The organism is Candidatus Legionella polyplacis, from assembly GCF_002776555.1.
GTDB lineage: Bacteria > Pseudomonadota > Gammaproteobacteria > Legionellales > Legionellaceae > Legionella_E > Legionella_E polyplacis.
The window spans coordinates 81,767-104,726 of sequence record NZ_CP021497.1 but is presented as its reverse complement, the minus strand read 5'-3'; the positions used below and the strand labels follow the sequence as shown (position 1 = coordinate 104,726).

Sequence of the window (22,960 nt, the reverse complement as noted above, 5' to 3'; positions counted from 1 at the left end):
TATTTTAAGAATAAATTGAATTTTATATGATAATATGTTGTTAATGTTTGAGGAAATTTATAGTTCATGTTAAAGTTATTTTTTAAATCAAATTTTTATAGTGAGAAAACTTATTTATTTTTTAAAAAATGGTCTAAACGATTTAGTATCATTTTTTGTATTTTTTTAATTTTAGGTTTTTTATGTGGATTATTTTTTTCTCCATCAGATTATTATCAAAGAGATGCTTTTAGAATTATGTATGTACATGTACCAACTGCTTTTTTATCTATTATGATTTATATCGTCATGTCTTTTTTAGGGTTGATTTTTCTTATTTTAGAAAGTGGAATAATTATTATTTTGTTAGATAGTTTTGTAATTTTAGGTATTTTAATGACATTTTTAACTCTTATAACTGGTAGTATATGGGGAAAACCAATGTGGGGTACTTGGTGGGTTTGGGATGCTCGTTTAACTTCAGAATTGATTTTATTTTTTATATATTTGTCAATTTTTATTGTTAGCAATAGTAATTATGTAAATAGAGGAAAGAATTTTAAGATAGTATCTATTCTGATATTAGTTGGTTTAATTGATTTACCTATTATTCATTATTCTGTTGTTTGGTGGAGTACTTTACATCAGGGATCAACTTTTTCTTTTTTGTATGGAACTAAAATTACTTTCAGTATGTATTATCCTCTGATAATAACATTATTTGGATTCATTATTTATTGTTTTTGGTTTATATTTCAAAAAGTTTGTTATGAGATTGTTTTGCATGAATATGATTCTAAATGGGTTAAATCTTTTATTATGTTAAAGAAATTATGAGAAAAATTTTTATTGTTTTGAGTATGGGGGATTATACGTTTTATATATGGATTTCTTATATGACAGTAGTAATTGTGTTATTAATTAATTTTTTTATTTTGAAAATAAGATATTTAAGATTGAAAAGTAAAGTTTATAAATTTTACTTGAAAAGAATAAAAGATGAGTAAGATAAAAATAAATAAAATGTTATTAGTTTTCTTTGCTTTTATTTTAGTTACTTTGTTAGTTAGCATAATATTATTTTTATTAAAAAATAATATTAATTTTTTTTATACTCCAACACAGATTTTACATAAAAAATTTCAGAAAAATTGTATTATTCGTTTAGGTGGAGTGGTTGTTAAGAATAGTGTTTTTAGGAAATCTAATTTGTTTGTTAGATTTCAATTAACTGATTATAATAATACTTTTACAGTAATTTATAATGGAATTTTGCCAAATTTATTTAAAGAAGGTCAAGAAGTAGTAGTAAAAGGTAAAATTGTTTATGATAAAAAGTTTTTTATAGCGACAGAAGTATTATCTAAACATAGCGCTAATTATATACCTTATAAAGAAAAGATTTTTAGTTTTTAGCAAGTAACTTTATTTTTGTTTTGCTTTAATAATCATTAATATGAGTATATTTTATGATTGTCAATATTGGTTTATTTTTTTTGTTTATTGCTTTAATATTTTCTATATTAATTGTTATAGTTCCTATTTTTAAAATTTGGAAAGAAAATAAGATTTTTTTAGGAAAAATAATTTTTTTATATGCAAGAATGCAGTTTTTATTTGTTTTTTTTTCTTATTTATGTCTTATTTTGTGTTTTTTAAAAAATGATTTTACTGTAACGTATGTATTAACTAATTCCAGTATATATTTACCTTGGTTTTATAAAATATGTGCTGTTTGGAGTGGTCATGAAGGATCTATGTTATTTTGGATTGTAGTACTTAGTTTTTGGATGTTAATAATTAGTTATTTTTCTATGGGATTTGAATTAGTAAATAGAATTTATTCGTTAGTTGTATTAGGTTTTTTAAGTATTGGGTTTTTTGTTTTTTTATTATTAGAATCTAATCCATTTGAACGTCAGTTTTTTTTAAATTTTTCTAATGGGTTTGATTTAAATCCTATATTACAAGATATAGGATTTTTATTGCATCCTCCTATTCTTTATATAGGATATGTTGGGTTTTCTGTGGTTTTTTCTTTTGTTATGTCAATTTTATTTTTTAAGAGGAATAGAAAAGAAATATTTTGGTGGAAACTAATAAGGCCTTTAGTTTTATTTTCATGGTGTTTTTTAACTATAGGTATTATTTTAGGTAGTTGGTGGGCTTATAGAGAGCTTGGATGGGGGGGGTGGTGGTTTTGGGATCCGGTAGAAAATATTTCTCTAATGCCTTGGTTAATTAGTACTGCTTTATTACATTCTTTATTGGTTGATGAGAAAAAAAAATATTTAAGTATTAGGAGTATTTTATTAGTTGTTGTATCTTTTTTTTTGAGTCTTATAGGTACTTTTTTAGTCAGATCAGGAATTTTAATATCAGTGCATTCTTTTTCCATAGATCCTAAAAAAAGTTTTTATATTTTATGTTTTTTCTTTTTATTAGTAAGTTGTTTTTTAATATTTTTTTCTTTAAAGATAAAAAGATTGTTATTTTCAAATAAAAGAGATGTTTCATTTAGTTTTTATGAACAAATGTTATTGTTAAATAATATTTTATTAATTACATGTACTATGACAATTTTTTTAGGGACAATATATCCAATCATAATTGATGTTTTAGGTTATGGAAGAATATCTGTTGGAGCTCCATATTTTAATATTATGTTTAGTTTTTTAATATTACCTTTAATATTGATTATGAGTTTTGGAATTAATTTATGTTTTTATAATAATTTTTTAATTAAAAAAAAATGTAATTTTAGATATATTATTTGTGTAAGTTTTTTTATATCTTTTATTTTTTTATATTTATTTTTTGGTGTGATTAAAATCTATGCTTTATTAGGAATATCTTTATCATTTTGTATGATTTTAAATTTATTACAATTAGTTTTAGTACGTATTAATAAATATTATTCTAATAAAGAAAAGATAAGAGCTTCATTTTTTGGAATGATAGTTTCGCATTTTGGTATTTCAATTATGTTAATAGGGATTGTACTTTCTTCAGTATATAAAAATCAGGAAATTGTTAGTATGAATTTAAAAGATACTATTTATTTTTCTGGATATAAAATATATTTTTCTGATGAATTACCTTTATACGGACCAAACTACCATGGTATAAAAGCTCAATTTTTAATATATAACAAAAAAAATAATTATGTAAAAAATATTTATTCAGAAAAACGTATTTATAATGTGAATAGAATGGTAAAGAGTATAGCAGGTATTGATAAAAATTTTTTTCGTGATATATATATAACTTTGGGGGATTCTATATCTGATAAAGAATGGATTATATATTTTTATTATGAACCATTTATTAGATGGATATGGTTTGGTGGAATATTAATTTTTTGTGGTGGTTTATTTGGATTAATAATTCCATATTTATTGAATTTTGATAAAAAGAAATTATGCTCTTATGTAAGAAAAGTTTTGAGAAGTTAAATATAGTTTTTTGGTTTGGTTTAAGTTTTATTTTAGTTGTTTTATTATTGTATCTTTTTTTTAAGGCTTTATTTTTAAGAAAAGAGCAGTTTTATTGTTCGTACTTAGGAAAAAATTTATTAAAGTATCAATTTATTTCTAATCAAGGAAAAAAAATTAGTTTATTTAAAAATATTAAAGGACATTTGTCATTATTAAATGTATGGACAAATTATTATGATTCTTCTATTGAAGAAAAAAATTTATTAATGTTTTTATATAAAAAAGGTTTTTATATATATGGTTTGAATTATAAAAATGATATTTATAATATAAAAAAATGGTTGTTTATTTGGGGGAATCCTTATAAATTTATAGTAACAGATTATAGTGGAGAAATATCTATTGATTTGGGAATTTATAGTTTTCCCACTACTTTTTTGATAGATAAAAATGGAATTGTTAGGATTTGTTATATTGGAGAATTAAATAAGAAAGTGTGGAAATCAATTTTTTTGCCAAAAATTAAGAGTTTATAGTAATTATATATTGCAAAAGTGATTAGATTAATTTTAGTATTTTCTTTTTTTTTGTTAGTTGGAATGACAAAAGTTTTATATCCTTTTCATGCAATACAAGAAAAGGATCGTTTTATATATTTGCTAAAAAATTTTAGATGTCTTGTTTGTCAGAATCAAGATTTATTAAATTCTAATTCAGAATTTTCTAATAATTTAAGAAACAAAATTTATTTATTAATAATGAATGGTGAAAATAATAATAATATTATTAATTATATAGTTAGTAAATATGGGTCTTTTATATTATTAAATCCATTTCTTACAGTTCAAACTATAATTTTATGGTTTGGTCCTATATTTTTTTTGTTGTTAGGATTGTTTATATATGTAATATATATACATCATTCAAAATATGATAAATAAAATTATTTTTTTTGTCTTTTATTTGTATTTATAGTTTTTTATGTTTGAATTAGTATATTTTTGTAATTTTTTTGTTAAAAAAATTAAATTTTTAGATTTTTTTCCTAATGGAAGGATGATATCTTTAGCTTTTTGAAAATATGTATTGATAATGTTACTTAATTTATTTTTATCATATAATGATGCAAATGTTTTTTTTTGATTTATAAAATCTGAAGTTCGTTTTTTTCCTGAAAAATTTTTATTATAAAAATCTAAATAATCATTTTGAATTTGTAATGCTAAACTTAAATAATATGCATATTTATTTACTATTTTTATAGTTAGTAATGATGGATGTGAAGGGATTTTGTAAACCATTTTAAAACATGCAGAAATTAATTTTTCTGTTTTTAACATATATATTTTATATAATGTTTTTTTATTTAAGTAATGATTTTTTGTTATATGTAGATCTAAGCTTTGTCCGCTGATTATTCCTTGTATTCCAGAACTTAGTAGAAGTGTATGTACAATTGATATTATTTTTCTAGGCTTTAGTAATTTAGATAATCTTTTTAATAAAAAATCAATAGCAAATGCTTGCATGGCGTTTCCAGTCAAAATAGCAGTTGCTTCATCAAAAAATTTATGGCAACTTAGTTTTCCTCTTCGATAATCATCATTATCCATTGATGGTAAATCATCGTGTATCAATGAATAGCAATGTATTAATTCAATTGATGCGGCAATTATGTCTAATATAGATTTTTTTTTAATTTTAAATAATTCTCCGCTTAAATATACTAACATTGGTCTTATTCTTTTTCCACCAGGGAAAAGTGTATATAGAATTGCTCTTCTAATGCGATTAGATGGGATATTAATATGATTAAAAATATTTTTTAAAAAAAATTCGTGGCGTTTTAAATAGTATTCAAGAGTTTTATTGTTCATTTATTTAAATTTGTTTTTTTATAAATGAAAATTATTGCTGATATTTATTTTATAAATAATTGTGATCTTACTATATTTTTTATTTAAGGATCAATTAAAATTGAAAATAATATTTTTATCGAAAGTATTAATAAATATTAATTTTATATTAAGTGTAATTAATGATTTTATATAAAAAAAGATTATTTATTTAAAAAAAATATGAATTTTTAAAGTTGTTATTATTGATGATATGTTGATTTTTATGTATAGGAATTTTAATGTATATGAATACATAGTATTTTATATATATAATTTTGGAGATTTTATAAATGTTTGCATTGACTGGAAGTTATATTGATCATTATCAGTTAACAACTGCACAAGTATATTTTTTAAGAAAAAAAAGTGAAGATAAAGCTATTTTTGATTATTTTTTTCGCAAAATTCCTTTTAATGGTGGATACGCAATTTTTGCTGGTTTAGATAATTTGCTTAATGCAATTGAAAAATTTCATTTTAATGAAATTGATGAAAAGTATTTTAAAGAGCTTAAGTATCATTCTAATTTTATCGATTATTTAAAAAATTTTCGATTTAATGGCACCATTTATTCTGTATTAGAAGGAGAAATAGTTTTTCCTTTTTGTCCATTAGTTATTATTGAAGCTAATTTAATTGAGGCTCAATTGATTGAAACTATACTACTTAATATTTTGAATTTTCAAACTTTAATTGCTACAAAAGCTAGTAGAATACGGAAAGTTGCTGGAAATTGTCAATTATTTGATTGTGGATTAAGGAGATCCCAGGGACTAGGTGGATACCATGCCAGTAGAGCATCTATTATTGGTGGTTTTGATAGTACAAGTAATGTTAGTATTGGACGTGATTATCGAGTGCCTGTATTTGGTACTATGACTCATTCTTTTGTACAAAGTTATAAAAAAGAATCTGATGCTTTTCGTGATTTTTTTTCTATCTGGCCTAAATCGTGTCTTTTTTTGTTAGATACATATAATACTTTATATAGTGGAATTCCTAATACAATTACAGTGGCAAAAGAAATAGAAAAAACCGGTCAAAGATTGATGGGTGTAAGATTGGATAGTGGAGATTTATTTTATTTGGGAAAAAAAGTAAGATATGCTCTTAATATTGCTGGTTTGAATTATATTAAAATTGCTGTTTCTAATCAGTTAAATGAATATGTCATCAAAGATTTATTAGATAAAAAAATTCCTATTGATATTTTTGGGGTAGGAACTGATTTGGTTATTGGTTATCCTGATGCAGCATTGGATGGTGTTTATAAACTTTCCTTTTTAAATCATAATCCGAGCATTAAATATTCTGATGATATTTATAAAAAAAATTTTCCTTATAAAAAACAAGTGTATAGAATTTTAGATGAAGATGGATGTTTTTTGGGGGCAGATGTAATTTCTTTAAGTGAAGAACATAAAATTTCTATTATGCATCATCCATTTAACAATAAAAAATCTTTATTTATTGAAAAATATGATCAAGAACCTTTATTATATAAAGTTATGGAGAAAGGTAAGCGTTTATTTTCTTCAAAAGAATTAATAGATATTAGTAAATATAGTAGTAAACGTTTAGAATTTTTACCTGATAAATATAAATGTTTTTTTCGTCCTTCAGTTTATAAGGTTGGTTTAAGTGATATTTTAAAAAAAAAGTTTAATAAAATTTTAGATTGATTGCGCTAAAATTTATTAGCATTAAAGTAATGATTTCATTTTTTATAGAGAAAAATCTTTATTTTTAGAAAAAGTGTTGATTTTATTTATTTTAATAAATAACTATTTATTAAGATATTTATAAAGTATTATTAAAGATAAATATTTTTAAGAGTTTATTTTTATATTTTATTTATTTTTTGTTCCTCCAATGGTGATAGTATCTATTTTTATGGTAGGTTGACCAACTCCGACTGGAACGGATTGATTATCTTTTATACATGTTCCAATTCCATAATCTAAATTTAAATCATTTCCAATCATACTTATTTTATTCATTATTTCTGTTCCATTTCCTATTAAAGTTGTACCTTTTATTGGGTTGCTAATTTTTCCATTTTTTATAAGATAAGCTTTGCTACTAGAGAAAACAAATTGTCCAGATGTAATATCTACTTGACCTCCATCAAAATTAGTTGCATATATTCCATATTTTACTGATTCAATTATTTCTTTAGGATCAAATTTTCCAGGTAACATATATGTATTTGTCATTCTTGGAATGGGAGGATATTCATAAGATTCACGTCTGCAATTTCCAGTTGATTTAGTTTTCATTAATTTAGCATTAAAATTGTCTTGCATATAGTTTTTTAATATTCCATTTTCGATTAATGTAGTACATTGTGATGGTGTGCCTTCATCATCTATATTTATAGATCCTCGTTTATTTTTTAGTGTTCCATTATCTACAATTGTGATTTCTTTGGAGGCTATTTGTTTTCCTATTTTCCCAGAAAAAGCTGATAATTTTTTTCTATTGAAATCACCTTCTAATCCATGTCCTATAGCTTCATGCAATAAAATTCCAGGCCATCCAGGTCCTAATACAACTGGCATGCTTCCAGCAGGGGCATCTAAAGAGTCAAGGTTGGTTATTGCTTCTTTTACTGCTTCTTTAGCATATATTATTGCTTTTTTATTTTGAAAAAAATATGAATAAGAAGTTCTTCCTCCTCCGCCAATTTGTGCTGTTTCTCTTTTTCCGTTTTTTCCTTCTACAATTATTTTAATTTTTATACTAACTAATGGTCTAATATCTGCTATTAGTTTTTCTTGTAGATTTGAATTTGCAATAATAATTGTTTCAAAACATCCATTTAGCGAAGCAGATACTTGAATAACTCTTGGATCTAATTTTCTAGCTTCTTCATCTATTATTTGAAGTATAGATATTTTTTTTTCTTGACTCATGTTATCAATGGGATTTATTGTAGAATAATATTGTTTTGTTTTATGATATATTTCTTCTATGTGTGTTTTTTTTTTTTTAAGATTTTTGGATATGTTTATTATTTTATTTGTATAAACAGATTGTATTATTTTTGTTGCATCTTTGATGGAAGATAAAGATATGTCATCGCAATATGTATAGTTAATTTTTTCATCTATAATAGATCTCATTCCAAATCCTTGTTTTATAGAAAAATTTCCTTTTTTAATTTTTGAGTCTTCAATATACCAAGATTCATGTATTTTGTTTTGAAAGTATAAATCTGTACTAGAATCGTTATTTATTAAGGTTGATGTAATTATTTTATTTATAATTCTTTCATCTATTTCTTCTGTATTTAATAATATATTTTTAGCTGTACTTAATATATTTTCGTCATTTTTCATACAATACCTTATTTTGTTTATATATCTGTTTATTGTAAAAATATTTATTATAAGTATAATAACAATATTTTATCAAGAAATAAAAAATAACTTTTTATTAAGTAAATGAGTGTTAAATTGAAAAAGTATTACATTTATATTTACTAAATATATTTTTAAATTTAAAAGATGGAGTATTATTTTTTAGTATGTTAAACTAATTAAAAAAATAATAAATTTGGAGTTTATATATGAATAGAAATGTAAGTTTTGCCAGTAGGCATCGTAATGTATTAATTGAAACTAATAAGGTTTTAAGAAATACTTATTTATTGTTAGGTATGACATTTATGTTTAGTTCCTTAATAGCTTATTTGGCATTTATTTTTAATGTGCAGCCTTTAAATCCGTTATTAATGATTTTTGGGGTATATGGATTAATGTTTTTAACTAATTCATTAAGACATAGTGCATTAGGTTTATTAAGTGTGTTTGCATTTACTGGTTTTTTAGGGTATTCGTTAGGTCCTACTATTAATTATTATGTAATGAACTTTGCTAATGGATATCATTTGGTTAATGTTGCGCTGGGAGGAACTGGAGTAGTTTTTTTTGCATTATCTGGTTATGTTTTAATAACACGTAAGGACTTTAATTTTTTATCTGGATTTTTATTTATTGTTACGATGGTATCTTTTTTATTTATGATTGCTGGTATTATATTTCGTATACAAATTATTGAGTTAATAATATCTTCATTATTTATTTTACTTTCTTCTGGATTAATTTTATTTCAGACTAGTGAAATTATTTATGGTGGAGAAACTAATTATATAATGGCTACATTGTCACTGTATGTATCTATATATAACCTATTTGTAAGTATTTTAAGTGTTTTAGGATTTTTTACTTCTTCGTCAAATAAGGAATAAACATAGTATATATAATTATTATATTATATTATTATGTTTTTTGTTTTAACATTTTATTTTGTAAAGTATTTTACAAGAAGAAGTTGTATTTTTATTTTTTTATGGAAAAGTATTATTTATTTATAAATAAATTTTTTATTGGATAAAAGTAGTATTTTTACATTATTAAAAACCTATCTAAAATATTTTAATAAGTCTTTAAAAATATTAAGTGATAGGTTTTTTAATATATTTATTACATGATATATATATGTTTTTAAATATTTTTAGTTTTTATTAAAATTTTAACTTTAATTTAAATTTATTATTTTAATAATAAGTTTGATAGTAGAAAAAAGATAATTGTTTATTAAATTATTTTGTTTGTTTTTGAAAAGTAAGATTTTTTGTTAAGAAAATATAGATTTTTATTTAAAATATTAATCTTATAGATTATTTTTTAATTGTATTTTGTATATTTTGTATATGAAATTTATTGTTAGATCTTAAATTATTTTTTTTAAAAATTGCTCTTGAATTTATTTTTATAAACCCCATATATCGTATAGAGTGAGTTTAAGTTACTAAACTTTTAGAATTGGTTATTATGAGTAAGTAAGATAAACTAGGAGAAATTAAGAAATGATAAGTGGTATAAAAATTCGTCCTTTGCATGATCGTGTTGTTGTAAAGCGTATGGAGGAAGAACGTAAAACAGCTGCTGGTATTTTAATACCAGATACAGCAACTGAAAAACCAATGCAAGGGGAAGTTATTGCTGTTGGAGATGGTAAGTTGTTAGATAATGGTGATATTAGAACTTTATCCGTTAAGATTGGTGACAGAATTTTGTTTGGTAAATATTCTGGAACTGAGGTAAAATTATCGGGTGAAGAATTTATAGTAATGCGTGAAGATGATATTATGGGTATAATAATAGAAGATAAATAACAAGAAGTTTTTATTATATAATATAAAATACGTAGAGGAGAGATTGTAAATGACTACAGCTAAAGAATTACGTTTTGGTGATAAGGCTCGTCAAAAGATGCTTATAGGAGTTAATGCGTTAGCTGATGCGGTTAAGGCTACAATGGGACCTAGTGGTCGAAATGTAGTGTTAGAAAAATCGTTTGGTGCTCCTACAGTTACCAAAGATGGTGTTACTGTTGCTAAAGAAATTGAATTTGAAGATCGTTTTGAAAATATGGGAGCTCAGATGGTCAAAGAAGTTGCTTCTAAGACATCGGATACAGCTGGTGATGGTACAACCACGGCGACAGTTTTAGCTCGTGCTATAATTGTTGAGGGACATAAAGCAGTTGCTGCAGGAATGAACCCTATGGATTTGAAAAGAGGTATAGATAAAGCAGTTACTGTCATTACTAAAGATTTAAAATTTATGTCAAAACCATGTAAAGATAGTAAAGCAATAGCTCAAGTAGGTACAATTTCTGCAAATGCTGATTTAGCTATAGGTTCTATCATTGCTGAAGCAATGGAGAAGGTTGGAAAAGAAGGAGTGATTACTGTTGAAGATGGAAATGGATTGGAAAATGAGCTTATGGTGGTTGAGGGAATGCAATTTGATAGAGGATATATTTCCCCTTATTTTATAAATAATCAGCAAAATATGAGTGCCGAGTTAGAAAATCCATATATTTTATTAGTAGATAAGAAAATCTCTAATATTCGTGATATGTTATCTATACTTGAAGCAGTTGCTAAATCGGGTCGTCCGTTATTAATAATAGCGGAAGATGTAGAGGGAGAAGCATTAGCTACATTAGTAGTTAATACTATGCGTGGTATTGTAAAAGTTTGTGCTGTAAAAGCACCTGGATTTGGTGATCGTAGAAAAGCAATGCAACAAGATATAGCTATTTTAACAAATGGTCAGGTTATATCTGAAGAAGTAGGAAAAAGTTTGGAATCTACTGTTATAGATGATTTAGGTTCAGCAAAACGTGTAGTAGTAACAAAAGAGAATACTACAATAATTGATGGTTCTGGTAAGAAATCAGATATTGAATCTAGAATTGAACAAATTAGGATTCAAATGAAAGATACTACTTCGGATTATGATCGTGAAAAATTACAAGAACGTGTTGCAAAACTAGCAGGTGGTGTTGCAGTTATAAAGGTTGGTGCAGCTACAGAAATTGAAATGAAAGAGAAGAAAGCTAGAGTAGAGGATGCTTTGCATGCTACACGTGCTGCTGTTGAAGAAGGGATAGTAGCTGGAGGTGGTATTGCTTTAATCAGAGCGCAGAAAGCTTTGGATGGATTTAAAGGAGATAATGAGGATCAAAATGTTGGAATAGATATTTTGAGAAGAGCTATTGAAGCTCCTTTGCGTCAAATAGTTGCTAATGCTGGATATGAAGCTTCTGTTATTGTTAATAAAGTATCTGAATATAAAGATAGAGGAAATTATGGATTTAATGCTGCTACAGGAGAGTATGGAGATTTAGTAGAAATGGGTATATTAGATCCAACAAAGGTTACTAGAACAGCATTACAAAATGCTGCTTCTGTTGCAAGTTTAATGTTAACTACAGAATGTATGATTGCAGAATTACCTAAGAAAGATGAACCAATAAATCCTTCTGCAGGAGGGATGAATAATATGGGTGATATGGGTATGATGTAAGAATCATTTGTGAGTCAGTTAAAATGTAAATAAAGTAATTTTATGTTGGTTTATGTATAAAATAAACCCGCTACTTCAATATAGCGGGTTTATTTTTTATAAAATTGTTATTTTCAGTTATTAAAAAGAAATGCGTTTATTAAGGGATACTAATAATGGTTGTTTATTTTTTTTAAAAGGTAGTGCAGTCACAGTTGGTAATTTTGATGGAGTTCATTTAGGACATCAAGCTTTATTGAAAAGATTTTGTATAGAATCTAAAAAATTGAAATTACCTACAGTAGTATTAATATTTGAACCACAATCTAATGAATATTTTAGAAATAGTAATGACAATTTTTATAGATTGACAAATTTAAAAGAAAAATTATATTTATTAAAAAAATTTAATATTAATTATGTGCTTTGTTTAAGATTTAACAAACATCTTGCTTGTATGTCTGCTATTCAATTTCTAAAAGTTTATTTTTTCTCATTTTTAAATGTAAAATATTTACTTGTTGGTAAAGATTTTAAATTTGGTCATAATAAGATTGGTGATGTTAACTTATTAAAGGATAATAATAGAAATGGTGAAATTATAATTCAAATTTTTCCAGAATTTTTAAAATTTAATAAAAGGATTAGTTCTACTTACATTAGAAGATTGTTATATAATGGTAAGTTTAAAGAAGCTTCTAAATTTTTAGGAAGATATTATAGTATTTTAGGAAGAATTATTAAAGGGAATGGAAACGAAAAAATTAATGGAATACCTACTGCTAATTTCATTGTTAAAGGATTAAATTCAATTCCTATTAGAGGGGTATTTATTGTAAGAGCTAAAAGAGAAAAAGGAAATTGGATAGTTGGTATAGCAAATTTTAGAAAGAATTTTATGTTTAATGGAAAAAAAACTAAGTTAGAAATATATTTTCTAAATTTTAATGATAATTTATATAATGAAAAATTAAGAATTTTTTTTATTAAAAAAATTCATAATGAGATAAGATTTTTATCAATTAGAGATTTAGCAATACAAATTTATCATGATATGAAAAATATAAAATTTAATTTTGGAGTTAATTATATATATGATAAAAGCATATAAAGACACTTTAAATTTGCCATATACTTTATTTCCTATGAAAGCAAATTTAACAAAACGTGAACATGAAATATTACTTGAATGGACTTCATCAAATATCTATGAAAAAATTAAACAACATAGAGTGAAATGTAAAAATTTTATATTGCATGATGGTCCTCCTTATGCAAATGGCGATTTGCATTATGGGCATGCATTGAATAAAATTCTAAAAGATATAGTTTTAAAAACTAAAATTTTTGGTAATTTTAATATAAATTATATACCAGGATGGGATTGTCATGGTTTGCCTATTGAATTAAATATTGAAAAAGAATTTGGGAAGTGTGGAAAAAATATTGATTTTTTAGAGTTTAAGAAAGAATGTTATAAATATGTAAAAGGTCAGATTAGTATTCAAAAAAAAGAATTTAAACGATTAGGTATATTTTCTGATTGGAGTAATTGTTATTTGACAATGGATAAACATTATATTGCGAATGTTATTCGTGTGTTAAGTAGAGTTATTCAAGGAGGATATTTAGAATATGGATTTAAACCTATTTATTGGTGTATTGATTGTAATTCTTCTTTGGCAGAAGCAGAAATTGAATATAATCAAAAACAATCGTTTTCTATTGATGTCGCATTTTTTTTAGTTAACATAAAGAAATTTTTTTCTAAATTTTGTTTAAACATATCTAATAAGCCTATTATTGTTCCAATTTGGACTACAACTCCATGGACATTACCTTCTAATGAAGCTGTTTGTTTAAATTCAAATGCTAAATATAGTTTAGTAGAAACATATCAAAATTATTTTTTGATATCTTGTTTATTAACAGATGAAGTAATGAAACGTTATTCTATTACAGAATATAAGGTTTTATTAAAAATAAATGCTAAAGAATTAGAATATTTTTTGCTTTTTCATCCATTTTATTCTCGTAAAGTACCTATTGTTTTGGATAATCATATTAGTATTAGTTCTGGAACTGGTTGTGTTCATATAGCATCAGCTCATGGTCCTGAAGATTATTTGATAGGAAAAAAATATAATTTAAATATTGTAAACACAGTTTCAAAAAAAGGTCGCTATTTTAATGATATTAACTTATTAGGTGGGATGAATGTTTTAAAATCTGATAAAAAAATTATTGAAATTTTGAAAAAGAAACATAGTTTATTATATCAAACTTTTGTAATCCATAATTATCCTCATTGTTGGAGACATAAAACACCTGTAATTTATTTAGCAACACCTCAATGGTTCATATCTATGAATAAAAATAAATTGCGTGAAAAAATTATTGAGAATGTTAATAAAGTTCGATGGATTCCAAGTTGGGGAAAAGATCATATGATAGATATGATTAATAAAAGACCAGATTGGTGCATTTCTCGTCAGAGGTCTTGGGGTACTCCTATGCCTTTGTTTATTCATAAAATAACTAAAAAATTACATCCTGATACTAATAAATTTTTAAAAAATATTGCAAACTTAATAGAAAAAAACGGAATAGATAGTTGGTTAAATTTAGATCTTAAATCATTTTTAGGTTCTAAATATAAAGAATATATTAAAGTTAACGATATTTTAGATGTATGGTTTGATTCTGGAACATCTTATAATTTTTTATCTAAAAAAATAAAAAATTTTATTATTCCTGTAGATTTATATTTAGAAGGATATGATCAATATAGAGGATGGTTTAATTCTTCATTAACTATTTCTACGATAATTAATAATTCTAGCCCTTATAAATCTGTTTTAACTCATGGATATATATTAGATTCTAAAGGAAAAAAATTTTCTAAATCTGCTAAAAATTATGTAAATTTAAGAGACTTAATTAATCAGTATGGGGCTGATATATTACGTTTGTTAATAACTTCTATTGATTATAGAAATGAAATAAATGTTTCAAATGAAAATATTAAACGAATTCAAGAAGCATATAGACGTATTAGAAATACAGTAAGATATGTCTTGGCTAATTTATTTGATTTTGAACCTGAGAAACATTTAGTTTTTAATAATACTTTATTTGTAGAAATAGATAAATGGATAATTTTTCGTTGTATGAAGTTGCAAGAAGAGGTTATCAAAGCTTATGATCAATATAATTTTCATATTGTATATCAAAAGATATATAATTTTTGTTTATTAGATATGAGTAGTTTTTATTTAGATATTATAAAAGATAGGCAGTATACTAATGCAAAAGAAAGTAAAGCAAGACGTTCATGTCAAACTGCTATGTTTCATGTTGTTCATTCTTTAACTAGAATGTTAGCTCCTATTTTATCTTTTACTGCTGAAGAAATTTGGAAAAATATACCTAGCAATGATAGTAATTCAATATTTATTCAATCTTGGTATAATAAATGGCCAAATATTTCTAGTATAGAAATGTATTTTTGGGATGAAATACAAAAACTTCGTAATCAAGTAAATAAAGAATTAGAAAAACAACGTATTTTAGGAATCATTAAATCATCTTTAGAAACTGAAATTGTTTTATATGTAAATAAAGAATTTTTTTTGTCTCTTAAAGAAATAGAAAATGAATTGAAATTTATTTTATTAGTTTCAAATGTTAAAATTTGTCAAACAGATAGTAAAATTTCAAATCAATTTGATAAGAATATTAAAATTTTAATTAAAAAAAGTAAGTATAAAAAATGTGAAAGATGTTGGCATAGAAGTAAAGATATTGGACGTAGTTTAAAATATTTAGATCTTTGTAATCGTTGTATAGGAAATATTACAGGGAATGAAGAAAAAAGAGTGTTTGCGTAAATTAAATATTTTATTTATTAAAGAAATAATTTATAGAAATTACTATTATTGCAAAATAATAGTATATTATTTAAAATAAATATTTAACAATGAAAAAATTATATTTAAAATATTATTTAATAATATTTATAATTTTTGTAATTGATCAATTTATAAAATTATTTTTTGTATGTTTTTACATCAATTCTATGTTTCGATTTAATTTCTTTATTCTGAATAATATTCCGACTTATAATAGTGGAATAGTATTTGGTATGTTAAATTTTTTAAATTATTGGTTTTTTATTTTTATAGATAGTATAATATTATTATTTTTGATGATGGTTTTATTTTTTTTTAAAAAAAAAAACACTTTGTTATTCATTCTTTATCTATAAGTCTAATAATAGGTGGTGGGATAAGTAATTTTTATGATCGTATAAGATTTGGATATGTTATAGATTATGTATATATAAATTATGATAAAAATCATAATTTAGTTTTAAATGTAGCTGATATTTGTATTTTTGTTGGAATAATAATACTTTGTATTATGTTTATAATAAATAAATATTAAATTTCTAATAATTATTTAGAGGTTTTCATTTATTTGAAAAATAAATTTTAAAATGAGGAGCAATTTCTAATAAAGGTTTGATTACAAAATCACGAGAATAAATTCTTGGATGTGGAATAGTTAATTTTTTTTCGTTAATTTTAATAGATTTGAAGAATAAAATATCAATATCAATTGTTCTGCTTTGCCATCTTATATTTCTTTTTCTTTTTTGTTTTAATTCAATAATTTGACAATAAAATAATAGTTTTTTAGGTCCTATTGTAGTTTGCAATGCTACAACCGCATTATAAAAATCAGGTTGAATTTTTCTTCCAATAGCTTTATTAAAATAAAAATTTGATACATTTACTATAGTTGTATAAGGTATTTTTTTTAAATTATTAATAGCAATCTTTAATTGCCTATAAGGTGTTTTTAAATTACTACCTAAACCAATATAAGATAAATTATCCATTTTTATTTAATAAAACTATAATTTTTTTCTTTTATATTTGTTCGAAATCTTCTTTAGTAACCCCACATTCTGGGCATAACCAATTTTCTGGAATATCTTCCCATAATGTTCCTGGATTTATATTATCTTCAGGAAATCCTTTTTCTTCATCATAAATAAAACCACAAATAACACAAATATATTTTTTATATTTTTTCATATTATTTTATATTTAATTATTTCGTTTTTATTAATAAAAGTATAATTATGATAAGTTTGTATTTTATCATACATATGTTTAATATTTAATGTTTTATGTAAAATAATAATATTTACTAAACAGTAAAAAATTTTTTAAATTTAAGAACTTGATTTTTTTTTTTTTATCTATATATAAAGAATAATTTATATAGTCTTTGAGGTTTTAATTTAAATATGAATTTAAATAATAGTGTTAATAAGAAAACATTAGGTTTTCATGCTGATATAAAGCGTGTTTTACGATTAGTAATAGATTCTTTGTATTCTAAAAAAGATATTTTTTTAAGAGAATTGATTTCCAATGCTTCAGATGCGTTGGACAAATTACGTTTTTTAGCCATATCAAATCCATTACTTTATGAAGATGATAGTGAATTAAAAATAAAAGTAGATTTTGATTTAAATAAAACAATTATTATAAGTGATAATGGAATAGGATTGAATTGGAATGAAGCAATAGAAAATTTAGGTATGATAGCAAAATCTGGAACAAAAGAGTTTGTTGATAAATTGATTAATAATAAAGAAAAAAATATAGATCTTATTGGTCAGTTTGGAGTTGGTTTTTATTCGGCTTTTATTGTTTCTAAAAAAGTAATAGTAAAAAGTAGAAAAGCTGGTTTATCTAGTGATGATGGTATTGTTTGGGAATCTGATGGTTGTGGAGAATTTACTATTAGTAAAGAGAATATAAAACATAGAGGTACTAAAGTAATTCTTTATTTGAAAGAGAATAGTGATGAATATTTAAATGATTGGAGTATTAGAAGTGTAATTAATAAATATTCTAATCATATATGTTGGCCAATTATGATGAGAAAATATGAAAAAAATAATAATGATCGTTCTTTGGATGAAAAAAATAATATTAGATATGAAGTAATAAATCAAAGTAATGCATTGTGGACTTTATCGAAACATGAAATTAGTGATGAAAAATATCAGAGATTCTATAAAAATTCTTTTAATGATTCAAAAGATCCTTTGTTATGGATTCATAGCAAAATAGAAGGAAAAAAAGATTATATTGTTTTAATTTATATACCGAAATATGTTCCTTTTGATATTTATCAAAAGGAACATAAATATGGTTTAAAATTATATGTGAAGCGTGTATTTATTATGGATCATGCTAATCAGTTTATTCCTCGTTATTTGCGTTTTGTTAAAGGAATAGTTGATACTTTTGGTTTGCCTTTAAACATTTCTAGAGAAATGTTGCAAGATAATAAACAAGTTAATTCTATAAAATCTTATTGTACAAAACGAATTTTATCTGCTTTAGAAAAAATTAGTATTGAATCTCCAGATATTTATGAAGAATTTTGGAATTCTTTTGGTCTATTTTTAAAGGAAGGTCCTATTGAGGATTATGAAAATCGTGAAAATATTTTAAAGTTATTACGATTTTTTAGTACACATAGTTTTTTAGATAAAAAAAAGATATCTATTTTTGATTATGTATCTAGAATGCAAAAAGATCAAAATAAAATTTTTTATCTTATAGCATCTAACTATTTATCTGCTATAAATAATCCATTATTAGAAGTTTTTAGAAAAAAGAATATAGAAGTGTTATTACTTATTGATAAAATTGATGAATGGTTAATTAGTTATATAGGTGAATATAAAGGAAAAAAATTTCAATCTATCAGTAAAGGAAAGATTGATTCTATTGTTGATAGAAATATATATTCTATTTCAGAAGATAAAGACAATAAGTTATTAACAATTATAATAAATAAAGTAAAAAATGTTTTAGAGAAACATGTTAAAGATGTTAGAAGTACTAATCGTTTAGAGAATTTTCCAGTTTGTATTGTAGCAGATGATAATGATATGGGATTAGAGATGAAAAGACTGTTAAAAGAAGTTGGTCAAAAAGTTCCTGAATCTAATCCAATTTTTGAAATAAATCCTAATCATTTATTAGTAAAAAATTTATATCATATTGATGATAATGAATTATTTTCTGATTATGTCTTTATGTTATATTATCAAGCTTTATTAGTTGAAAGTGGAAAATTAGAAAATCCTTTAGATTTTATTAATTTAGTAAATAAATTTTTAAGTAATTATATTGATAAAAATGTGAAGTTGATAAAATTATCTTAATCAAAATTTAATGAAAATTAATATTTTTTTTAAAATGAGTATTACTTTGTATTTTTATATTTTTCTGTCTGTGATTATCTTTTTTACTTTTAGTAAGGTTTAGTAATTTATTTTATGCCCAGAGAGATTTGAACTCCCGTCCTCTTGGTTCGTAGCCAAGTGCTCTATCCAAACTGAGCTATGGGCACTTAATTTTTATCTGTTATCGGAGAGAGAGGGATTCGAACCCTCGATGAAATTTATTTTTTTTTCATATTCCCTTAGCAGGGGAACGCCTTAATCCTCTCGGCCATCTCTCCTGTATTATACGTTTAATTATATATATTGTTTTATAAACATATTTTTGTTAATTTTAGTTTTTTTTGATTAATTTTTAATATTATTTAAAAAAATATAAATTTATAGTAATATTATTTTTATATAAAAAATAAATAATTGTATTATTACAATATTATTAATTAATAAATAAAATTTGTTATTTATATTTTTTAATAAAAATATTTTTTAATAGTTATCTAAATTGTATGAATAATTTCGTATCTGATAAAAATATTAAAAGACAAAATTTATTCACTAATAAATATGATAGTTTTTTATTATATCAGAAATATGAATATATTTGGGTATGGATTAAAAGAATTTTTTTAGTATTATTTATATTTTTTGTGGTATTTCAATTCTTAAATAAAAATAATAATAATAATGTTGAACATGTTGGTTTAATTGATATTGATGGTCCTATTTTTAATTCATATTATGCAAATTCAGAAAATTTTTCTCGATCAATGAATTTAGCATATAAAAGCAAAGGATTAAAAGCAATTATATTGCGTATAAATAGTCCAGGTGGTAGTCCAGTTCAGGCTGATTATATATATAATATAGTTCAATATTATAGAAAAAATTTTCCAAAAATTAAGATATATTCCGTATGTTCTGATATATGTACATCTGCTGCTTATTATATAGCCTCTGGTACTGAATATATTTATGCAAATCCATCAAGTATTATTGGATCAATTGGAGTATTATATAATGGATTTGGGTTTGTAGATACTATAAAAAAATTAGGTATATCTCGAAGAGTATATACTTCAGGAGAAAATAAAAATTTTTTAGATTCTTTTTTACCAATTAAATCTTACCAATTGAAAGTATTACATCGGATATTATTTGATATTCATAAACAGTTTATAAAACAAGTTATTAAAGGCAGAGGAAATCGACTAAAAATTAATAAATATAAAAATATATTTTCTGGAATTTTTTGGACTGGTATTGATGCAAAAACAATAGGATTAATAGATGGATTTGCTAGCAGTGATCAAGTTGCTTTTGATATATTAAAAATTAATAAAGTAATAAATTATAGTTATAAATACAATATTATTGAGAAATTTTTTAAAACTATGATTATGTCTGTTATGAGTCAATTTTCTATGATTTTTAAATTTGATAATGAAATTAGATATTAGTAAATCAATTGGTAATTATTTATTTCAATTTATAAATTAAAAATAGATTTTTTGATTGAAAAAAGATTTTAATTATATTAATTAGTATTTTTAAAAATTTTTGAATTTTTTAGTTATAGATATAAAATTAGTTTATCATATAAATTTATTTTTATTAGAATTTTTATTTTTATATTAATATAAATAGATAATATTATTATAGTTTTAACTTACATAAAGTATTTTTTTATTAGTAAGTGAATAAGTAATTAAATGTATTTAATTTAGACTATAATAATTATTTTAAAAAAATAAACTATATAACTATAGTTATATAGTTTTTAATAGTTATATATACTTATATAATAATGAAACAATTACCTATTTATTTAGATTATGTGGCGACAACTCCTGTTGATCCTAGAGTTATAGAAAAGATGATATATTATTTGGGTCCATCAGGTATATATGGAAATTCAGGATCAACTACTCACATATATGGAAAAATGGCTTTAGAGGGAATAGAAGAATCTAGAATTAAAATCGCTAATGCAATTAATGCTTTACCTAATGAAATTATTTTTACATCAGGAGCAACAGAATCGAATAATTTAGCAATTTTAGGGTCAGTTGAGTTTTATAAAAGAAAAGGGAATCATATTATTACTTTACAAACTGAACATAAGTCAGTATTAAATAGTTGTAAGGAATTAGAGAGAAGAGGATTTAAAGTAACTTATATTAAACCACAAAATAATGGATTATTGGATTTAGATATATTTAAAAGTTCTGTAACAAATAAAACAATTTTAGTTTCTATTATGCATGTTAACAATGAAATAGGAGTTATACAAGATATTCGTTCGATAGGTGAATTTTTATATAATAAAGGTATTATATTTCATGTAGATGCAACTCAAAGTATGGGAAAATTGGAAATAAATCTAAATGAGATTTATTTAGATTTAATGAGTTTTTCTGGACATAAAATATATGGACCAAAGGGAATTGGCGTTTTATATATAAGAAATTATCCTAAACGTATTCATTTAGTTCCTCAAACATTTGGTGGAAAACAAGAAAATGGATTAAGATCAGGAACATTAGCCACTCATCAAATAGTTGGTATAGGAGAAGCTTTTTATTTAAGTGAATTTTTAAGAGAAGAAGAACAAAAATATTTTTTATATTTACGTAAAATATTGTGGGAAAAAATTAAAAATCTTTCTGGAATTCAATTGAATGGTAATGAAAGTAATTGTGTTAGTAATATTTTAAATATTTCGTTTAAAAACATTGATGGAGATATTCTTTTATCTGTTCTAAATCAATTAGCTGTATCTAAAATGTCAACTTGTTTATCTGAAATAGAAGAATCTTCTTATGTTTTGCGAGCTTTAGGTATTGATGATATTTTGGCTTCAAATTCGATTAGAATATCTTTTGGAAGATTTACTACAGAAAAAGATATCAAATTAGTTTCTAATATTATTTATGATCAAATAAATAAATTATTTAATCATGTTTAATGTTATTAAAAACTAAATGTTAGTAATTATAATTTTATTGTTAGTTGTAAAAAATTTATTGTTATGATAATTTTACATCTGACATATTAAAATATGTATTAATTTAATTAGATGATTAAGTTAAGTAATACTGCTAAAAAACATTTTATTTATTTTTTAAAAAAAATGCCTAATGTATTAGGTTTTCGTATAGAGGTGAAAAAAAAGGGTTGTTTAGGATTGTCTTATAATATAGATTATGTTTTTTCACCGAAAGATAAAGATTATGTTCAAAATTTTATAAAGAATTATAAAATTTATATAGATAATTTTAGTCTTTTTTATATAAAAGGATTATATATTGATTATATACGAGAAGGATTAAATTATAAATTTATTTTTAAAAATCCTAATCAAAAAAAACAATGTGGTTGTGGAGAAAGTTTTTTTATTTAAATTAGTAAAATTAATTATATTTTTAATATAAAAATATTAAGCTTTTATTTTTAATTAAAATTATTTTTTTAATTGTATTTTAAATTAAATATTTATTTTAAAAGAAT

22 protein-coding genes and 2 tRNA genes are annotated in these 22,960 nt (G+C 23.0%); 18 read left to right on the top strand and 6 right to left on the bottom strand.

The genetic code is table 11. From position 1 onward, the window contains the following. The first annotated feature begins 66 nt into the window (after positions 1-66). Genes ccmC through CCU22_RS00505 form a run of 6 tightly spaced genes read left to right on the top strand, consistent with a single transcriptional unit; the run spans position 67 to position 4,357 of the window. Positions 67-816: a heme ABC transporter permease CcmC gene (gene ccmC / locus CCU22_RS00530; RefSeq protein ID WP_100114667.1), complete on the top strand. Its 750-nt coding sequence runs from the start codon at positions 67-69 to the stop codon at positions 814-816. Next, the gene (gene ccmD, locus CCU22_RS00525) at positions 813-986 is read left to right on the top strand and encodes a heme exporter protein CcmD (RefSeq protein WP_100114666.1); all 174 of its coding nucleotides are present in this window, start codon (positions 813-815) and stop codon (positions 984-986) included. The genes ccmC and ccmD overlap by 4 nt, the downstream gene beginning before the upstream one ends. After that, positions 979-1,395 (top strand): cytochrome c maturation protein CcmE, encoded by a 417-nt coding sequence (gene ccmE, locus CCU22_RS00520; protein WP_100114665.1) that lies wholly within the window; start codon positions 979-981, stop codon positions 1,393-1,395. The genes ccmD and ccmE overlap by 8 nt, the downstream gene beginning before the upstream one ends. Positions 1,396-1,448: 53 nt before the next feature. After that, complete coding sequence (locus CCU22_RS00515; RefSeq protein ID WP_100114664.1) at positions 1,449-3,434, top strand: heme lyase CcmF/NrfE family subunit; 1,986 nt, start codon at positions 1,449-1,451, stop codon at positions 3,432-3,434. After that, the gene (locus tag CCU22_RS00510) at positions 3,401-3,952 is read left to right on the top strand and encodes a redoxin family protein (protein ID WP_100114663.1); all 552 of its coding nucleotides are present in this window, start codon (positions 3,401-3,403) and stop codon (positions 3,950-3,952) included. The genes CCU22_RS00515 and CCU22_RS00510 overlap by 34 nt, the downstream gene beginning before the upstream one ends. A gap of 18 nt (positions 3,953-3,970) precedes the next feature. Beyond that, positions 3,971-4,357: a cytochrome c-type biogenesis protein gene (locus CCU22_RS00505; protein WP_100114662.1), complete on the top strand. Its 387-nt coding sequence runs from the start codon at positions 3,971-3,973 to the stop codon at positions 4,355-4,357. Between the two features lie 18 nt (positions 4,358-4,375). Here the strand turns inward: CCU22_RS00505 and CCU22_RS00500 are convergent, their stop codons facing one another. Beyond that, entirely contained in the window at positions 4,376-5,293 is a 918-nt protein-coding gene (locus tag CCU22_RS00500) for a polyprenyl synthetase family protein (RefSeq protein ID WP_100114661.1), read from the bottom strand. 311 nt (positions 5,294-5,604) lie between these two features. On the opposite strand from CCU22_RS00500, the gene CCU22_RS00495 reads away from it, so the two are divergent. Beyond that, positions 5,605-6,996, top strand: a complete 1,392-nt coding sequence (locus CCU22_RS00495; RefSeq protein WP_100114660.1) for a nicotinate phosphoribosyltransferase — start codon at positions 5,605-5,607, stop codon at positions 6,994-6,996. 168 nt (positions 6,997-7,164) lie between these two features. Here the strand turns inward: CCU22_RS00495 and tldD are convergent, their stop codons facing one another. Next, entirely contained in the window at positions 7,165-8,655 is a 1,491-nt protein-coding gene (tldD, locus tag CCU22_RS00490) for a metalloprotease TldD (protein ID WP_100114659.1), read from the bottom strand. Between the two features lie 230 nt (positions 8,656-8,885). Here tldD and CCU22_RS00485 point away from each other — a divergent pair, with 230 nt between their 5' ends. From CCU22_RS00485 to CCU22_RS02625, 7 genes are all read left to right on the top strand, one after another. Further along, complete coding sequence (locus tag CCU22_RS00485; protein ID WP_100114658.1) at positions 8,886-9,566, top strand: Bax inhibitor-1/YccA family protein; 681 nt, start codon at positions 8,886-8,888, stop codon at positions 9,564-9,566. Positions 9,567-10,199: 633 nt separating this feature from the next. Further along, positions 10,200-10,496 carry a co-chaperone GroES gene (gene groES / locus CCU22_RS00480; RefSeq protein ID WP_100115020.1) on the top strand — a complete coding sequence of 99 codons (297 nt, stop codon included), beginning with the start codon at positions 10,200-10,202 and terminating at the stop codon, positions 10,494-10,496. Positions 10,497-10,545: 49 nt separating this feature from the next. Then, complete coding sequence (gene groL, locus CCU22_RS00475) at positions 10,546-12,198, top strand: chaperonin GroEL (RefSeq protein WP_100114657.1); 1,653 nt, start codon at positions 10,546-10,548, stop codon at positions 12,196-12,198. A 130-nt stretch (positions 12,199-12,328) separates the two neighbouring features. Beyond that, the gene (ribF, locus tag CCU22_RS00470) at positions 12,329-13,288 is read left to right on the top strand and encodes a riboflavin biosynthesis protein RibF (RefSeq protein WP_100114656.1); all 960 of its coding nucleotides are present in this window, start codon (positions 12,329-12,331) and stop codon (positions 13,286-13,288) included. Continuing rightward, entirely contained in the window at positions 13,272-16,067 is a 2,796-nt protein-coding gene (ileS, locus tag CCU22_RS00465; RefSeq protein WP_233485113.1) for an isoleucine--tRNA ligase, read from the top strand. Before ribF ends, ileS begins: the two co-directional genes overlap by 17 nt. A gap of 89 nt (positions 16,068-16,156) precedes the next feature. Then, positions 16,157-16,444 (top strand): signal peptidase II, encoded by a 288-nt coding sequence (locus CCU22_RS02630; protein ID WP_100114655.1) that lies wholly within the window; start codon positions 16,157-16,159, stop codon positions 16,442-16,444. Beyond that, on the top strand, positions 16,426-16,623 hold the full coding sequence (locus CCU22_RS02625; protein ID WP_100115018.1) for a signal peptidase II: 198 nt from the start codon (positions 16,426-16,428) through the stop codon (positions 16,621-16,623). The genes CCU22_RS02630 and CCU22_RS02625 overlap by 19 nt, the downstream gene beginning before the upstream one ends. A gap of 25 nt (positions 16,624-16,648) precedes the next feature. Here CCU22_RS02625 and folK read toward each other — a convergent pair whose 3' ends face one another. Then, a complete protein-coding gene (gene folK, locus CCU22_RS00450; RefSeq protein WP_100114654.1) occupies positions 16,649-17,080 on the bottom strand; it encodes a 2-amino-4-hydroxy-6-hydroxymethyldihydropteridine diphosphokinase in 432 nt (143 codons plus the stop codon). A gap of 31 nt (positions 17,081-17,111) precedes the next feature. Then, complete coding sequence (locus tag CCU22_RS00445; RefSeq protein WP_100114653.1) at positions 17,112-17,279, bottom strand: rubredoxin; 168 nt, start codon at positions 17,277-17,279, stop codon at positions 17,112-17,114. 215 nt (positions 17,280-17,494) lie between these two features. On the opposite strand from CCU22_RS00445, the gene htpG reads away from it, so the two are divergent. Next, complete coding sequence (gene htpG / locus CCU22_RS00440) at positions 17,495-19,435, top strand: molecular chaperone HtpG (RefSeq protein WP_100114652.1); 1,941 nt, start codon at positions 17,495-17,497, stop codon at positions 19,433-19,435. Positions 19,436-19,548: 113 nt separating this feature from the next. On the opposite strand, the gene CCU22_RS00435 is transcribed toward htpG, so the two are convergent. Continuing rightward, positions 19,549-19,623, bottom strand: a tRNA-Arg gene (locus CCU22_RS00435). Between the two features lie 18 nt (positions 19,624-19,641). Then, a tRNA-Ser gene (locus tag CCU22_RS00430) sits at positions 19,642-19,734 on the bottom strand. Between the two features lie 225 nt (positions 19,735-19,959). Here CCU22_RS00430 and CCU22_RS00425 point away from each other — a divergent pair. The 3 genes from CCU22_RS00425 to CCU22_RS00415 all read left to right on the top strand — a co-directional run bounded on the left by CCU22_RS00425 (position 19,960) and on the right by CCU22_RS00415 (position 22,853). Beyond that, positions 19,960-20,910 carry a S49 family peptidase gene (locus CCU22_RS00425; RefSeq protein ID WP_100114651.1) on the top strand — a complete coding sequence of 317 codons (951 nt, stop codon included), beginning with the start codon at positions 19,960-19,962 and terminating at the stop codon, positions 20,908-20,910. Positions 20,911-21,257: 347 nt separating this feature from the next. Continuing rightward, complete coding sequence (locus CCU22_RS00420; protein WP_100114650.1) at positions 21,258-22,418, top strand: aminotransferase class V-fold PLP-dependent enzyme; 1,161 nt, start codon at positions 21,258-21,260, stop codon at positions 22,416-22,418. A gap of 111 nt (positions 22,419-22,529) precedes the next feature. Next, a complete protein-coding gene (locus CCU22_RS00415; protein ID WP_100114649.1) occupies positions 22,530-22,853 on the top strand; it encodes a HesB/IscA family protein in 324 nt (107 codons plus the stop codon). Positions 22,854-22,960: the final 107 nt, after the last annotated feature.

Excerpts from the sequence above, each read along its gene's own strand:
- ccmC (WP_100114667.1), top strand. The coding sequence starts at position 67 with ATGTTAAAGTTATTTTTTAAATCAAATTTTTATAGTGAGAAAACTTAT.
- ccmD (WP_100114666.1), top strand. The coding sequence starts at position 813 with ATGAGAAAAATTTTTATTGTTTTGAGTATGGGGGATTATACGTTTTAT.
- ccmE (WP_100114665.1), top strand. The coding sequence starts at position 979 with ATGAGTAAGATAAAAATAAATAAAATGTTATTAGTTTTCTTTGCTTTT.
- CCU22_RS00515 (WP_100114664.1), top strand. The coding sequence starts at position 1,449 with ATGATTGTCAATATTGGTTTATTTTTTTTGTTTATTGCTTTAATATTT.
- CCU22_RS00510 (WP_100114663.1), top strand. The coding sequence starts at position 3,401 with ATGCTCTTATGTAAGAAAAGTTTTGAGAAGTTAAATATAGTTTTTTGG.
- CCU22_RS00500 (WP_100114661.1), bottom strand. The coding sequence starts at position 5,293 with ATGAACAATAAAACTCTTGAATACTATTTAAAACGCCACGAATTTTTT.
- CCU22_RS00495 (WP_100114660.1), top strand. The coding sequence starts at position 5,605 with ATGTTTGCATTGACTGGAAGTTATATTGATCATTATCAGTTAACAACT.
- tldD (WP_100114659.1), bottom strand. The coding sequence starts at position 8,655 with ATGAAAAATGACGAAAATATATTAAGTACAGCTAAAAATATATTATTA.
- CCU22_RS00485 (WP_100114658.1), top strand. The coding sequence starts at position 8,886 with ATGAATAGAAATGTAAGTTTTGCCAGTAGGCATCGTAATGTATTAATT.
- groL (WP_100114657.1), top strand. The coding sequence starts at position 10,546 with ATGACTACAGCTAAAGAATTACGTTTTGGTGATAAGGCTCGTCAAAAG.
- ribF (WP_100114656.1), top strand. The coding sequence starts at position 12,329 with ATGCGTTTATTAAGGGATACTAATAATGGTTGTTTATTTTTTTTAAAA.
- ileS (WP_233485113.1), top strand. The coding sequence starts at position 13,272 with ATGATAAAAGCATATAAAGACACTTTAAATTTGCCATATACTTTATTT.
- CCU22_RS02630 (WP_100114655.1), top strand. The coding sequence starts at position 16,157 with ATGAAAAAATTATATTTAAAATATTATTTAATAATATTTATAATTTTT.
- folK (WP_100114654.1), bottom strand. The coding sequence starts at position 17,080 with ATGGATAATTTATCTTATATTGGTTTAGGTAGTAATTTAAAAACACCT.
- CCU22_RS00445 (WP_100114653.1), bottom strand. The coding sequence starts at position 17,279 with ATGAAAAAATATAAAAAATATATTTGTGTTATTTGTGGTTTTATTTAT.
- htpG (WP_100114652.1), top strand. The coding sequence starts at position 17,495 with ATGAATTTAAATAATAGTGTTAATAAGAAAACATTAGGTTTTCATGCT.
- CCU22_RS00425 (WP_100114651.1), top strand. The coding sequence starts at position 19,960 with ATGAATAATTTCGTATCTGATAAAAATATTAAAAGACAAAATTTATTC.
- CCU22_RS00420 (WP_100114650.1), top strand. The coding sequence starts at position 21,258 with ATGAAACAATTACCTATTTATTTAGATTATGTGGCGACAACTCCTGTT.
- CCU22_RS00415 (WP_100114649.1), top strand. The coding sequence starts at position 22,530 with ATGATTAAGTTAAGTAATACTGCTAAAAAACATTTTATTTATTTTTTA.